The 14538-nt window shown below is 66.3% G+C and carries 10 protein-coding genes; 2 read left to right on the top strand and 8 right to left on the bottom strand.

The genetic code is table 11. From position 1 onward, the window contains the following. The coding region (locus tag KYC_RS07430; RefSeq protein WP_043517828.1) for a DEAD/DEAH box helicase at nucleotides 1-1262 on the bottom strand (1262 nt) is incomplete at its 3' end. A 299-nt stretch (nucleotides 1263-1561) separates the two neighbouring features. Here KYC_RS07430 and KYC_RS07425 point away from each other — a divergent pair. Continuing rightward, nucleotides 1562-3034, top strand: a complete 1473-nt coding sequence (locus KYC_RS07425; RefSeq protein ID WP_008160525.1) for a YdgA family protein — start codon at nucleotides 1562-1564, stop codon at nucleotides 3032-3034. 99 nt (nucleotides 3035-3133) lie between these two features. Continuing rightward, nucleotides 3134-4603, top strand: a complete 1470-nt coding sequence (locus KYC_RS07420; RefSeq protein ID WP_008160524.1) for a YdgA family protein — start codon at nucleotides 3134-3136, stop codon at nucleotides 4601-4603. Between the two features lie 36 nt (nucleotides 4604-4639). On the opposite strand, the gene KYC_RS07415 is transcribed toward KYC_RS07420, so the two are convergent. The 7 genes from KYC_RS07415 to KYC_RS07385 form a co-directional block, all read right to left on the bottom strand. Next, nucleotides 4640-5848 (bottom strand): metal-dependent hydrolase family protein, encoded by a 1209-nt coding sequence (locus KYC_RS07415; protein ID WP_008160522.1) that lies wholly within the window; start codon nucleotides 5846-5848, stop codon nucleotides 4640-4642. 24 nt (nucleotides 5849-5872) lie between these two features. Beyond that, entirely contained in the window at nucleotides 5873-7600 is a 1728-nt protein-coding gene (locus KYC_RS07410) for an ABC transporter ATP-binding protein (RefSeq protein WP_008160520.1), read from the bottom strand. A 7-nt stretch (nucleotides 7601-7607) separates the two neighbouring features. Beyond that, nucleotides 7608-8534: an ABC transporter permease gene (locus KYC_RS07405; protein ID WP_008160519.1), complete on the bottom strand. Its 927-nt coding sequence runs from the start codon at nucleotides 8532-8534 to the stop codon at nucleotides 7608-7610. A gap of 91 nt (nucleotides 8535-8625) precedes the next feature. Continuing rightward, nucleotides 8626-9597 (bottom strand): ABC transporter permease, encoded by a 972-nt coding sequence (locus KYC_RS07400; RefSeq protein ID WP_008160518.1) that lies wholly within the window; start codon nucleotides 9595-9597, stop codon nucleotides 8626-8628. A gap of 120 nt (nucleotides 9598-9717) precedes the next feature. Further along, the gene (locus KYC_RS07395) at nucleotides 9718-11325 is read right to left on the bottom strand and encodes an ABC transporter substrate-binding protein (RefSeq protein ID WP_008160517.1); all 1608 of its coding nucleotides are present in this window, start codon (nucleotides 11323-11325) and stop codon (nucleotides 9718-9720) included. A gap of 356 nt (nucleotides 11326-11681) precedes the next feature. After that, nucleotides 11682-13070, bottom strand: a complete 1389-nt coding sequence (locus tag KYC_RS07390; RefSeq protein WP_008160516.1) for a GTPase/DUF3482 domain-containing protein — start codon at nucleotides 13068-13070, stop codon at nucleotides 11682-11684. Further along, nucleotides 13063-14496, bottom strand: coding sequence for a DUF2868 domain-containing protein (locus KYC_RS07385; protein ID WP_050814842.1), 1434 nt, complete (start codon nucleotides 14494-14496; stop codon nucleotides 13063-13065). The genes KYC_RS07390 and KYC_RS07385 overlap by 8 nt, the downstream gene beginning before the upstream one ends. Between the last annotated feature and the right edge of the window lie 42 nt (nucleotides 14497-14538).

Raw genomic sequence — 14538 nt, 5'->3', positions numbered from 1 at the left:
CGCGAGCGTCCGCCGCCGCCATTGCCGCCGCGGCCGCCGTTGCGATTGCCGCCGCGCGGGCTGCGGTTGTCTTCGTCGCGCTCCTGGCGCTCGAAGGCCGCCGCGCTGGTGGCCGGAGGCGTCCAGCCCTCGACCGGCTTGCGTTCGATCGTCTTCTTGATCAGGCGCTCGATGTCCTTGAGCAGCTTGATTTCACTGTTGTCGACCAGCGAAACCGCGGCGCCCGTGGCGCCGGCGCGGCCCGTGCGGCCGATGCGGTGCACGTAGTCTTCAGGCACGTTGGGCAGTTCGAAGTTGACCACCTGGGGCAACTGGTCGATGTCCAGGCCGCGGGCGGCGATGTCGGTCGCGACCAGCACGGTCACGGTGCTGTCCTTGAAGCCGGCGAGCGCGCGGGTGCGGGCCGATTGGCTCTTGTTGCCGTGGATGGCGGCGGCGGTTAGGCCGTCCTTGACCAGCTTTTCGGCCAGACGGTTGGCGCCGTGCTTGGTGCGCGTGAACACCAGCACCTGGTGCCAGCCGCTTTCGCGGATGATGTGGCTGATCAGGTCGCGCTTGTGGTGTTGTTCAACCATGTGCACCGTCTGGGTGACCAGTTCGGTGGCGGTGTTGCGCGGGGTGACCGAGACTTCGCCCGGGTTGTTCAGCACGCCGCGCGCCAGGGTGCGGATCTCGTCGGAGAACGTGGCCGAGAACAGCAGGTTCTGGCGTTGCTTGGGCAGCAGCGCGAGGACCTTGCGGATGTCGCGGATGAAGCCCATGTCCAGCATGCGGTCGGCTTCGTCCAGCACCAGGATTTCCACGCCCGACAGGTCGACCGTCTTCTGGCCGCAGTGGTCCAGGAGGCGGCCCGGCGTGGCCACCAGGATGTCCAGCGGCTTGCGCAGGGCGGAAATCTGGGGGTTGATATTGACGCCGCCGAACATCACCATGGAGGTCAGCGAGGTGTACTTGCCGTAGGTCTGCACCGATTCCGCGACCTGCGCGGTCAATTCACGCGTCGGGGTCAGGATCAGGCAGCGGGGGCGGCCCGGCTTGCGCGCCTCGGGCTTTTTCTGCGACAGCAGGTGCAGGATGGGCAGCGTGAAGCCGGCGGTCTTGCCGGTGCCCGTCTGGGCGGCCGCGAGCAGGTCGCCGCCCTTCAGGACTTGCGGAATGGCCTGGGCTTGAATCGGCGTGGGTGCGGTGTAGCCGGTGTCGGCAATGGCGCGCAACAGGGAATCAGCCAGCCCAAGGTCGGCAAAAGGGGAAGAGGTAGTCAAAACAGCTCCAGCGCCAGCCTGTCGCTCTAGTCGAGAGACTCCAATCCAGGCGGTCGAATAAGGAGAAAAGGGAAGCGCCCATTCGGGCGAAGCTTGGCAGCGGAGGGCCTAGCGGACGTGCGCAGATTGGCATGGCGCACGAAAGGATTGTAGCTGATGTGGCAGCGCAGCACCGACCGAATGGCAGCCGGTCTATCATTCAGAAATATTTTGACTCATTTGTGTACGAAATAAGTGTTTTCCCTAGGCTGCCCTTTCTATAATCCGAGCGCTTTCACCTAACGAATATAAGGGATGCAATGAAGAAATCGGCAATAGTTGGCATCGTCGTCGCGCTGGGCGCGGTCTGGACCGGCACCGCCTGGTACACGGGCCAAAAGGCCGAGGCCTTCGTCAAGCAGGCCATCGAAGACGGCAACGTCGAACTCAAGAAGGCCGGCGACAAGTGGGGCATCAACGCCGTGTCGGAACTGGTGTCGTTCGAGCGCGGCGTGTTTTCGTCGACCTCGCGCTATCGCATCAAGTTCACCTCGCCCGCGGCCGACGGCAAGCCGGCGCAGGAACGCGACGTGGTGTTCGTCGAACACCTGAGCCATGGCCCCTTCCCCCTGTCCAACCTGAAATCCGGCAATTTCGCCCCGGCGATGGTGGCCAGCGATTTCGCGCTGGAAGAGACCGAGATGGTCAAGGAATGGTTCGCCGCGGCCAAGGGCGCCGTGCCCCTGTCGGGCCACTATAGCGTCAGCTACGGCAAGAACATCACGGGCAACTTCGGCCTGGCGCCGGTGGAAGTCGCCAAGGACGCCACGAAGCTCGTCTTCTCGGGCATGAAGGGCGACTTCGAATACGCCACGTCCAGCAAGCACGGCATGATCTCCCTGGCCTCCGACAGCCTGGAGCTGTCCGGCCCGTCGGACAACAGCGACATCACCGCCATGGCGGTCAAGGGCATCGCGCTGACCAGCGACCTGAAGCCGGCCTCCAACGACATGTACGTGGGCAGCCAGAAGCTGACGTTCAAGGACTGGACGATCACGTCCAAGGAAAAGCCCCCGGTCCAGTTCAAGGACACGTCCATCGCCGTGGACATGACCGAAACCGGCACGGCCATGGGCGCCAAGATGGCCCTGGACTTCGGCATGATCAATGTGCAGGCCAAGGACATGGCCGGCATGAAGCTGACCATCGACGCGCAGAACCTGGATTCCAAGGCGCTGAAGGCGCTGAACGACATCTACGAAGCCTCGTCGCGCCGCATGCTGCAGAGCAAGGGCGAAGAGCAGACGCCTGAGTTCACGGACGAAGAAAAGGCCCTGCTCAAGACCAACCTGGAACAGCTCCTGGCCGGCAATCCCACCCTGGCGGTGTCGCCGCTGGAAGTTCGCACCGCCAATGGCACGTCGACGTTCAACCTGAACCTGAACCTGGCCAAGCCGGCCGCGCTGGATGGCGAGTTCTCCGACATGCTGGTGCAGGCGCTGCGCAAGCTGGACGCCAAGCTGGTGCTGTCCAAGGGCAACCTGGCCGATCTGATGGCCATTGAACCGCAAACCCGTGGCGTGCCGGCCGAACAGGCCGTTCAGACCGCCAAGGGCCAGGCTGAAATGGTGGGCACCATGGCCACCGCGATGGGCCTGGGCAAGGTCGAGAACAACAACATCGTGACCTACCTGAACTACGCCGATGGCCAGGTGGACTTCAACGGCAAGAAGATGCCGCTGCAGCAGTTCATGATGATGGTCATGGGCGGCGTCATGGGCGGCATGCGTTAAGCTGCCGTACACAAGATAGGCGCGCCGTGATGGTATCGGCGCGCCCAGGGCGGGCTGTCTTGCGACAGCCCGTTTTTCATGGGCGGCGCAACCGCCCTCATGCAAGTCGATTCATGCACGGGCAAGGGCATCATGAAAAAGCGGGTAGTGGCGGGAGGCTTGGTGTTGGCGGCGGCTGCGGCCTGGACCGGAACGGCCTGGTACACGGGCAAGCGGATCGAGGACCGCCTTGCGCAGGATGTCCAAGCCCTGGATGCCCAGGCACAGCGGCTGGGCAAGAAGCTCGGCATTCCCGTTGCGCTGGAACTGCTGTCCTTCGAGCGCGGCGTATTTTCGTCCACTGCCCGCTTCGGCTTGAAAGTCACCGTGCAATCCGACGGCAAGCCTGCCGAGAAAGCCTTCGAGTTCACCGGCAAGGTTGAACACGGTCCCTTCCCCGCCTCCCGTCTTGCGTCTGGCGACATCGCCCCGGTCATGGCGGCAGGGGGCGTGCAGATGGCGCAGACGCCCGATGCCGCGGCGTGGTTCGCGGCGGCGGGCGGTTCGGTGCCCGTGACGGCGAATTTCCTGTTCGCCTATGATCGCGACGTTTCCGGCGACCTGGCGTTGGCGCCGGTGAAGTATGCAGATGATCCGGTCACGTTCGAGTTTTCGGGCCTGCAGGCGCGGGCCGAACGTGCAGGCGACGGCACACGCGGTTCGGCGTCCCTTGCGGTCGACAAGATGTCGCTGTCCGAAGTGCTCAAGGGCGGCGCCGCCAATGCCGGCCGGCAGACGCTGACCCTCGATGGGCTGGCCGTGTCGCATCAATCGTCGGGCGCATCTGAGGCTTTCACCAGCAGTACGACGCTGAAGGTGAGGGACTGGGTGTCCGACCTGGACAAGCTGCCGCTGGGCCTGAAGGACGTTGTGCTCACGCTGGGTTCGGAGACGGCCGCCGAGCGCATGACCGGCAAAGCGACGCTGGACGTCGGCAGCGTCAGCGTGCGGGGGCAGCACGTTGCCAAGCTGCGGATGGCGGCAGGCGGCAAGGATATGGACGTGGCATCGCTCAAGGCGTTCCAGGACTTCAGCGAGAGCGCGCCGTTGCGAGTGGAAAACGGCGAGCCCATTCTGGGCGACAAGATGCTGGCGGCATCCCACCTGTTGAAGTTCCTGCTGGCCCGCCCCAGCTTCACCCTGTCGACGCTGGAGGTCGAATCGGCCAATGGCACATCGTCGCTCGGCCTGGATATCGGTCTGGATTCGCCATCGTTCTGGAACCGCGATCCTGTCGGCATCGTCAAGGAGGTCGTGCGCAACCTGAGCGTGCGCTTGAAGTTGTCTACGGACGGCATGGCCGATCTGATCGCCGCGCGGCTTGAACTGAAGGGCGCGACGCCCGAAGCGGCCCGGATCGCGGCCCGTCAGGAAGCCGACGTGATGCGCGACCTGATCGCTCAAAAGCGCTGGGGCCGCATCGAGAACGGCGTAATCCAGGTCGATGCGGACTACCGCGATGGGCAGCTGGATTTCAACGGCGAGCGCATGCCCGTCGAGGCGTTCTTCGGCAGGGTCCTGCTGCGCTGAGCGCCGGGCGCGTCGCTGGCGCCCGGCCCGCCGTATTCAGAACGGCAAGGCGCCTGCCGCCACTTCGCCGTTGCGCAACACGGCCACGTGGAAGCGCTTGTCGGCGGCCTTCATGATGTCTTCGGCCGGGTCGCCTTGCACCAGCAGCAGGTCGGCCACCTTGCCCTCGGCGATGACGCCGTGCTCGGTCATGCCCATGAGGTCATGGCCGCGCGACGTGCCTGCGATCAGGGCGTCCACGGGCGTCATGCCGAATTCGACCATATAGGCCAGTTCCATGGCGTTCTCGCCGTGCAGGTTGAACGGCGTGCCCGCATCGGTGCCCAGCGCGATGCGTCCGCCCGCCTTGTAGTACATCTGGAACGACTCGCGGTGGCGCTGCTCCACCGCACGGGCCTTCTCCACCGCGTATGCAGGAATGCCGTTGTCGGCGTTGGCGATGATGTTGCGCACGGCGGCGATGGTGGGCACCAGGTAGGTTTGGGCCTCCAGCATCTCGCGCAGGCAGTCGTCGTCCATGAAGATGCCGTGTTCGATGGAATCTATGCCGGCGCGCACGGCGTTCAGGATGCCCTGCGTGCCCTGGGCGTGGCTGGCGGTGCTTTTGCGAAAGCGCTTGGCCTCGTGCACGCCCGCCTTCATTTCATCGAAGCTGTAGTGCGCATCCATGGGACTGACGCCGGGCGTCATGACCCCGCCTGTGGCCATGATCTTGACCAGGTCGCAGCCCGCGTGGACCTGTTCGCGCACGGCCTTGATCACGTCCTCGCAGCCGTCGGCGACACGGCCGATGCGGTTGCCGTGGCCGCCCGTCATGCAGATGATGCGGCCCGAGGCCTTGATGGAAGGCCCGGGAAACACGCCGCGCGCGATGGCGTCGCGCACGCCGAATTCCAGGTAGTCCTTGCCGCCGCAGTCGCGCAGCGCCGTGACGCCGCCGCGCAGGCTGGCCTGCGCGTTCTCCAGCGCGGTCAGCGTGATCTGCGCGGGGCCCTGCTTGCTCAGGTGCGCGTTGGGATCCGCGCCGCCGGTGTAGACCAGGTGCACGTGGCAATCCGCCAGGCTGGGCATGAGGGTCATGCCCGTGGTGTCCACCTTGATGCCGGTATAGCCGGAAAATTCGCCGGCGGGCGCCACACGGGCGACTCGCCGGTCTTCGACCAACACGCCGTGGGCGGGCAGCGTGCGCCCTGCTCCGTCAAACACTTTGCCGCCGATGAACAGGGTCTGCCGTGTCGCCGTCATGTCTCGCTCCGGTTGCGCCCGGCGTCAGCCCACCACGTCCAGCCCTTCGCGGGACATGGATTGCAGGCGGGGCATCAGGCCGAGCAGATGTTGGCTATAGGGATGCTGCGGGTGTTCGAACAACGTTTCCGTTTCGGCGACTTCCAGCAATTCTCCGTATCGCATCACGCCGACGCGGTCGCACATCTGCCGGATCACCGGCAGGTCGTGGCTGATGAACAGCATGGTCAGGCCAAGCTCTTCCTGCAGGTCCTTCAACAGGTTCAGGATTTGCGCCTGGATGGATACGTCCAGCGCGGACGTGGGCTCGTCGCAGATCAGGAAGCGGGGGCGCGTGGCCAGCGCCCGTGCGATGCAGATGCGCTGGCGCTGGCCGCCGGAAAATTCGTGCGGGAAGCGTTCAGCGGCGCGGTCGCCCAGGCCCACCACGTCCAGCAGGTCGGCCACGATGCGGCGCGTCTCCGCCTCGCTGGCCGCCAGCTTGTGGAAGCGGATGGGTTCGGCCACGATGTCCAGCACGCGCATGCGCGGATTCAGCGACGAGAACGGATCCTGGAAGATCATCTGGATCTGCCGCCGGAACGGGTTGAGTTGCTTCTCGCCCTTGAGCGCAGTGAGATCGGTGCCGCCAAACGTGACCGTGCCTTCGCTGGGCGTGTAGAGCCCGGAGATCAGGCGCGCCACCGTGGATTTGCCCGATCCGGATTCGCCCACCAGACCGAAGACCTCGCCTTCGCCGATGGAAAGATTGACGCGCTTGACGGCGTCCAGCGTGCGCTGGTTGCGCTTGAACAGCGCGCTCTTGAGCACGAAGCGCATGGACAGGTCGCGGACCTGCACCAGCGGGCCTTCCGTGCGCTTGCCGAAATCGCGGCGCTGGCCCAGCCAGTGCGTGGCCAGGTCCAGCGGCTGCGCCGGCGTCCTCACGGCCTCGATATACGTCACCAGCGGGAAGTGCTTGAGCTTGATGTCGGGCCGCGGCACGGCGGAGATCAGGCTGCGCGTGTAGGGGTGGTCGGGATCGCCCAGGATCTTGGCCGTGCGTCCCTGTTCGACCAGCTTGCCGTGATACAGCACGGCCACGCGGTCGGTCACGTCCGCGATCACGCCCATGTCGTGCGTGATGATGATCATGCCCACCTGCTCTTCGCGGCAGAGCTTTTTCAGCAGGTCCAGGATCTGCGCCTGGATGGACACGTCCAGCGCGGTGGTGGGCTCGTCGGCGATGATGACTTCCGGCTTGCAGCACAGCGCCAGCGCGATCACCACGCGTTGCCGCATTCCGCCCGAGAACTGGTGCGGGTACTGCTTGACGCGCAGTTCGGGCTGGTCGATGCCGACCTGCGCCAGTAGCTCCACGGCGCGCTTCTTCGCGTCGTCGTGCGACAGGTTCAGGTGCACCTGCATGGTTTCCACCAGCTGGCTTTCCACCGTCTGCAGCGGATCCAGGGAGGTCAGCGGATCCTGGAAGATCATGCCGATGCGGCGGCCGCGCACGCGGCGCTTCTGCGCCGGGGTCAGCGTATCTATCCGTTCGCCGTTCAGCAGCACCGAGCCGCCGGCCAGCCGTCCGGGCGCTTCGAGCAGGCCGATGACGGCGTTGCCGATGGTGGACTTGCCGGCGCCGGACTCGCCCACCACGCCCAGGATCTCGCCCTTTTCCAGGGACAGGGAAACGCCGTCCACCGCCACCAGGGTGCCGCGGCGGCTGGGGAATTCGATGCGGATGTCTTCGATGTTCAACAGGGCCATGACGTCCTCAGCGCAGCTTGGGGTTGAGCGCGTCGCGCAGCCAGTCGCCCAGCAGGTTGACCGACAGCACCAGCGCCACCAGCGCGATGCCGGGGAAGATAGAGATCCACCACATGCCCGAAAAGAGATAGCTGTTGCCGATGCGGATCAGCGTGCCGAGCGAAGGCGCCGTGGGCGGCACGCCCACGCCCAGGAAGGACAGCGTGGCCTCGGTGATGATGGCGATGGCCAAGTGGATGGTGGCGATGACCAGCACCGGGCCCATGACGTTGGGCAGGATGTGGCGGCGCAGGATGGTGATGGGGCCGATGCCGATCAGCTTGGCCGCCTGCACGTATTCCTTGTTGCGTTCCACCAGCGTGGAGCCGCGCACGGTGCGCGCATATTGCACCCAGCCAGAAATCCCGATGGCGAAGATCAGCACATACAGCGCAAGCTGGTCGTGCATGTCGCGCGGCAGCAGCCCGCGCGCCACGCCGTCGATCAGCAGCGCCACGAGGATGGCGGGAAACGACAGCTGCACGTCGGCGATGCGCATGATGAAGCTGTCGACACGCCCGCCCGCGTAGCCGCTGATGAGGCCCAGCGTCACGCCCAGCACCATCGAAAACAGCACCGACGCAAAGCCGACCAGCAACGACACGCGCGAGCCGTACATGACGGCCGACAGGATGTCGCGGCCCTGGTCGTCCGTGCCCAGCAGGAAATCAGGGCTGCCGCCCTCTTCCCAGGCCGGGGGCGTGTTGGCGTCCATGATGCTCAGGGACGCCAGGTCGAAGGGGTTGTGGGGCGCGACCAGCGGCGCGAACAGCGCGCCCAGCAGGATGACCAGCGTGACGATCGCGGCGATGATGGCGCCGGGCGACCGCTTGAAGCTGTGCCACAGATCGCTGTCGGCGGCGCGTGAAAAGAAGGGACCAATGCGAGCAATCATGGGATTTCCTTTTTTACCGCCGGGCCGTTCCAAGGTAAAAAGCGCCCCCTCGGGGGGCAGCAAGCCGAAGGCGCGGCGTGGGGGCCATTTTTCATTTGCTCTGCACGCGCAGACGGGGGTCCACGGCGAAATACAGCAGGTCGACGACCAGGTTGATGACCACGAACATGAACGCGATCAGCACCAGGTAGGCCGCCATGACGGGAATGTCCACCATGCTGATGGCCTGGATGAACAGCAGGCCCATGCCGGGCCACTGGAACACCGTTTCGGTGATGATGGCGAACGCGATGATGGAGCCGAGCTGCAGTCCCGTGATGGTGATGACGGGGACCATCGTGTTCTTGAGCGCATGGCGGAAGTTGATGAGCCGCTCGGGCAGCCCGCGGGCGCGCGCGAACTTGATGAAGTCGGCGCGCAGCACTTCCAGCATTTCGGCGCGCACCAGCCGCATGATCAGGGTCATCTGGAACAGCGCCAGCGTGATGGCCGGCATGATGAGCGCCAGCCAGCCGGACTTGGTGAGGAACCCGGTGGTCCACCATCCCAGGCTGACCACGTCGCCGCGTCCGAAGCTGGGCAGCCATCGCAGCTGCACGCCAAAGAACAGGATGAGCAGGATGCCGATCAGGAAGGTGGGCAGCGAAATGCCCGCCAGCGAGATCGCCATGAATGCCTTGGACAGGACGCCGTGGCGCTTGAGCGCGGTGTAGATGCCCATGGGAATGCCCAGCGCCAGCGCCATGACGGCGGACACGAAGGACAGTTCCAGCGTGGCGGGCATGCGCTCTTCGAGCAGGTCGCTGACGGGCCTGCGGTGGCGGTACGACATGCCGAAGTCGCCGCGCACGGCGTTGGCGACAAAGTGCGCGTACTGCACGACGAAAGGATCGTCCAGGCCGAGCTGCTCGCGCAACTGGGCGCGCTGTTCGGGCGTGGTGTCCTGGCCGACCATGCTGGCTACCGGGTCGCCCACGTATCGGAACATGGCGAACGCGATCAGCGCCACCGTCAACATCACCAGCACCGACTGGATAAGCCGCTGCGCAATAAAGGAAAGCATCTTGGAAAGCCCTCTAGGTCGGATGGCGCCGGGCCGCGTTCTCCGCGCGGGGCGGGAATGGGGGCTGGGCCGGGCGCATCCGGGCGGCGCGCGCCGCCCGGTGGTTGCAACGAACGCCGCTTACGGCAGGACGACGTCGCGCAGGTCGAGCACGTCGTCGGCGCGCTGGGTGACCTTGACGTTTTCCTTCACGCCCCAGGACATGGGCTGCTGATGCAGCGGCAGATAGCCGAAGTCGCTGCGCACGATGCCGAAGGCTTCCTTGATCATCGCGTTGCGCTTGGCCTGGTCGGTTTCGACGCCGATCTTGTTGGTCAGCTCATCGACTTTCTTATTGCAGTAGCCGCCCAGGTTGAACTGGCCCGCGGCCGTTTTTGCGTCGCGGCATGAGGTCAGGTTGAGCAGCGTGTTGTGGGCGTCGGTCGAGCTGGGCGTCCAGCCCAGCATGTACATGCTGGTCTGGTTGCCGGCCTGCAGCAGGATCTTGCCGAAGTACTTCGACTTGGTCTGCGCCAGCAGGTTGATCTTGATGCCGACGCGCGCCAGCATGCCGGCCACGGCCTGGCAGACCTTTTCGTCGTTGACGTAGCGGTCGTTCGGGCAATCCATGGTGACGGTGAAGCCCTTGGGATAGCCGGCTTCGGCAAGCAGCTTCTTGGCGCGTTCGGGATCGGGCTTGTACGGCGCGCCGAAGGATTCGTCGTAGCCGTTGATGGCGGTGGCGATCAGCGAACCCAGCGGTTTGGCCGCGCCGCGCATGATTTTCTCGTTGATGGCCTTGGTGTCCACGGCCAGCACGACGGCTTCACGCACGCGAGCGTCCTTGAACGGGTTCTTGCCCTTCACGTCGGAGAACAGCAGTTCGTCGCGGTCCTGGTCCATGCCGATGAAGATGGCGCGGGCTTCGGGCGCGGTCAGCGGCTTCACGCCCTTGGCGTCTTCCAGGCGCTTCCAGTCCTGCACGGGCACGGGCTGCACCACGTCCATTTCGCCGGAGATCAGCGCGGCCACGCGCGTGGCTTCCTGCGAGATTGGCTGGAAGATGACCTCGTCGATGTTGCTCTTGATGTTCTTGTTCCAGTAGCCGTCGTAGCGCTTAAGCACGGTCTTTACGTCGGGCTGGCGTTCGGTCAGCATGAACGGGCCGGTGCCGTTGGCGTGCAGGTTGGCGTAGTTGCCCTGGTTGTCGCCCTTGACGTTAGTGGCTTCGGTGGTCTTGTTCTTTTCCGCCCACGTCTTGCTCATGATGTACAGGAACACCCATTCGCGCGGCAGGATGGGGTTGGGCGTGGGGGTGGTGACTTCGATGGTGTAGTCGTCCACCTTCTTGATGTCGGACGCCTTGGCGCCGTAGCCCTTCATGTCGGAGCCGGGCGTCAGGCTGCGCTTCCAGGAGAAGATCACGTCGTCGGCCGTGAAGGGCGAACCGTCGTGGAACTTCACGCCCTTGCGCAGCTTGAAAACCCACTTGATGGGCTCGGGGTTTTCCCAGCTTTCGGCCAGCAGCGGGGTGAGTTTCAGGTTGCCGTCGTAGCCGGCCAGGGTTTCGTAGATATTGCCCTGGAAACCCAGCGTGAAGGTCTCGTTCAGGGCCATCGGATCCATCGACGTGGCGTCGCCCTGATACGACCAATGCAGGGTCTTGGCGGCCGCGCCGGCGCTGAATGCCAGCGAGGCGGCCACGGCAGCGGCGAGCGCCGCTTGCTTGAAGTGGGTAAAAGTACGCATAGCCCTCATGCTCCGTGTGGTGCGCGGATAGCGCGACAGAAGTGACAGGGCCCCGGCCCCATGGGGATCCGGGGCATGGCGTTGCTGCTTACGACGATGGAAAGGTTGGGGCCGGGCGGCGCGCGGCGCGAACTGCGCACGGGCCGAGGCGGGCGTTGCCGGGAATCACTGCGCAGGACTTCGACTTCACGATAGACCCAACCCCTTGTGATTGACATGACGGGGACGGACCCGCGCCGATGCAGATCGAATCTTATCGACGCATTCGTTTAAGCGTCAATCGGTTTGGATTGGGGTTATCACGCGCTTGCCGGATGTCTTGAATGGTGCGTTCGGCGGGGCATGCGGGCGCCGGGTCAATCGGCCGGCAGCGGCGCGGATGCGAGGGTTTTCGCCAATTCATGCAGCACGCGCTTGCGGCGGTCGCTGTCTTCATAGTGTTTACCCAGGGCCGACCATTCGGGCCGGCTGCGGGCTTCTTTCAAGGCTTCCGGCAGCGGGCCCTTGCGCCAGGCTTCATCGTCCGGAAGATCCAGCCTCAATGGTTCACGCGCCGCGTGGCCGCGGCGTTCCAGCGCGTCGATCAGTTGCCTTTGGCGCAGCGCAAGCAGGCGCAGCACGGCGTCGTCCACGCTGATCTCGCGCCAGCCGCGCAGCTTGCCCGCCACGCGCTTGCCCAGCTTTTCGACGCCCTGCCACAGGCCGCCGGCGGCGGCGCCGATCAGCATGCCGGTGCCCAGGCTCAGCCCCGCGCTCATCAGGTCGACAGCGGCGCCCGCCATGGCGCCGGCGGCCGCGCCCATGCCCACCTGCACGCCCATGTCCTTGAGCGCCTGCGGGTGGAACAGATCCATGCCCCAGCGCTCGCCCTGCAGCGGCAGCGCGTCGTCGGCGTAGTCCGAAGAGCGAAAGTTGTAGAGCGCGAGCAAGGCGTTGACGCAGGTCTGCTCGCGCTGGCGCACCTGGTCGCGCAGCTGGCTGGAAGCCGCGGCCAGTGCGGCGTCGTCGCTGGGGCTGGACAAGTGCAGTGCGGCCACGTCGATCAGCAGATCCGCCAGCAATTCATAGGCGGCCGCATGGCGCTCGCGGCGCTGAGCGGCCAGGCTGTCGGACAGCCGGGCCAGCGCGCCGGCGTGGCGGTCCAGCAGCACGCCCAGCTTGGCGTAGAGCTGCTGTTCGCCGTCCAGCGGCGGCGCGACGGTGTCGAATTCGACCACGGCATGCAGGCCCAGGCGCGCCATTGCGTCGCGCCATTCGTCGGCGCGGTGCGCGGGCGCATTCACGAAATTGAGCACCGGCAGCAAGGGGCGTCCGCATGCGGCCAGGATGGCGAGCTCGTCGCGATGCTTGCCCAGCACGGGATCGCGCGCGTCGATCACGTACAGGGCGGCGTCGCAGTCGAGCATTTTGGTCAGGACGCGGGCTTCCTGTTCATAGCGGCCGTGAGCTTCCGGCGTGTCCAGGAAGCGGCGGACTCGCGCGGGTCCGTCCAGCCGTTCGCCTGGACCTTCCAGGCGTTCCAGGTACTCCAGCAGCGCGATGCTGTCTTCCATGCCCGGCGTGTCGAACCATTCCAGCACGGGGCGCCCGTCCAGCCGCAGGCGCGCGCCTTCGACGTGGCGCGTGGTGCCGGGACGATCGGCCACTTCGCCGAAAGAGGTGTCGCGCGTGAGCGTGCGCAGCAGCGAGGTCTTGCCCGTGTTGGTGTGGCCGACCAGCGCGATCTTGATGAGGGGCTCAGCCATGGCTGGACTCCAGCCAGCCGAGCGGCGCGGCGGGCGCTTGCAGGATGGCGTCGGTGTTCAGGCCCAGCGCCAGCAGGCGGTCGCGCCAAAGCGCGGCGCGCGTGTCGGCGCCGGCGCCGGGCGTGATCAGCCAGACGCCGGTCTGGCCCGCGTGGGCGGACAGATCGGCGATCAGGGAGAGCGTGCCGCGGTCGGGTGTCTGACGCGCATCGCAGGCGATCAGCAGGCGCGAGGCCGCGGATTGGGAAAGCGCGTCCAGCACGCGGTTGCGCTCTTCGCGCGTATCCAGGTTGCCGGCCTGGCGGATGCCGGCGGGCAGGTCCGCGGGCGGCCATGGCAGGTCGGCCGGCAGTTCAAGGCCCAGCAGCACGGGCTGGCCGCCCAGACCGTCGAGCGACGGCGATTGCACCCGCGGTTCGTGCAGGGGATCGACGGGGCGGTCGATGCCGGTGGAGAGCGCGGGCGGCTCAAGGCGGTCGCGCAGCGTCGAGAAACCGGCGAGCGCGGGGTCGATGCGCACGGCGCGCAACGCGCGCGCCGTGGCGGCCACGCACAGGGCGCCCGCGAGCAGACGCGGCAGGATGCCATAGACAACCAGGACGCCGATCAGCCAGAGCGACCATTGCGCCTGCGCGCTGGCGGGCAAGGCCTGCGAGCCGTCGCTGGCGCGGATGGTGGCGGCGTCGGGCATGGGAAAGCCCAGATGGGCGGGCAGCCAGCCGATGGCTTGGGTGAGCCAGACGAAGGTGTCGGGCGCCAGCAGCGTGGTGGCCCAGATGAAGCGGTAGCTGGCGGTGGACAGCACGGCCAGCAGCGTCGCCAGCGCCGCGCACAGCGCGGTCAGCCACAGCAGATGGCTGATGCTGCCGAACAGGCCGCGCAAGGCGCCCGCGCGCGTCAACAAGTTCAGAAAGGCCTGAGGCACCAGCGCGCTGTCCGGGCCGCGCGCCAGCTTGCGCGTGGCCCAGAGCCACAGGCGGCCAAGCCCGGTCACGGCGGCGGGTCTGAGCAGGAAGCTGGCCAGCCACAGCGCGAACGTCAGCGCATGCAGGCCTAGCAACGCGCCCAATGCCCACAGGACGTTGACCGGCCGTGATCCGTCGCCCAGGGCGCCCAGCGCCGCGCCCGCGCCCGACGCCAGCGCCAGCAGGAACAGGACAGCCAGGATGGCGGCAGCGCTGCGGCGCCATGCATCCACCAGGGGCGGCAGGTTTTCGCGTTGCGCGAGCAGGGCGGCGCGCGCCAGGATGCGGGATGGCAAATCGGTGTCGAGCTGGCGGACCTGCCGGACGGCCTGAGCATCTTCAAGCGGCCCCCAATGCGCTTCGCGCAGCCGGATCAGTTCGGCCAGCCAGTGCGCGCGCAAGGGGCGTTGGCTGACGCTTTCGGCAAGGAGGGGGAGGTCGCGAGAGGTCGGGGACGGCATCGCGTCGGTCGGGGCGAGGTCAGGCCGAGTGAGCCCGCTAGG

This window comes from Achromobacter arsenitoxydans SY8 (genome assembly GCF_000236785.1).
Classification (GTDB): domain Bacteria; phylum Pseudomonadota; class Gammaproteobacteria; order Burkholderiales; family Burkholderiaceae_B; genus Achromobacter; species Achromobacter arsenitoxydans.
The sequence above is the reverse complement of the archived record's forward strand: the minus strand, read 5'-3'. Positions and strand labels throughout refer to the sequence as shown.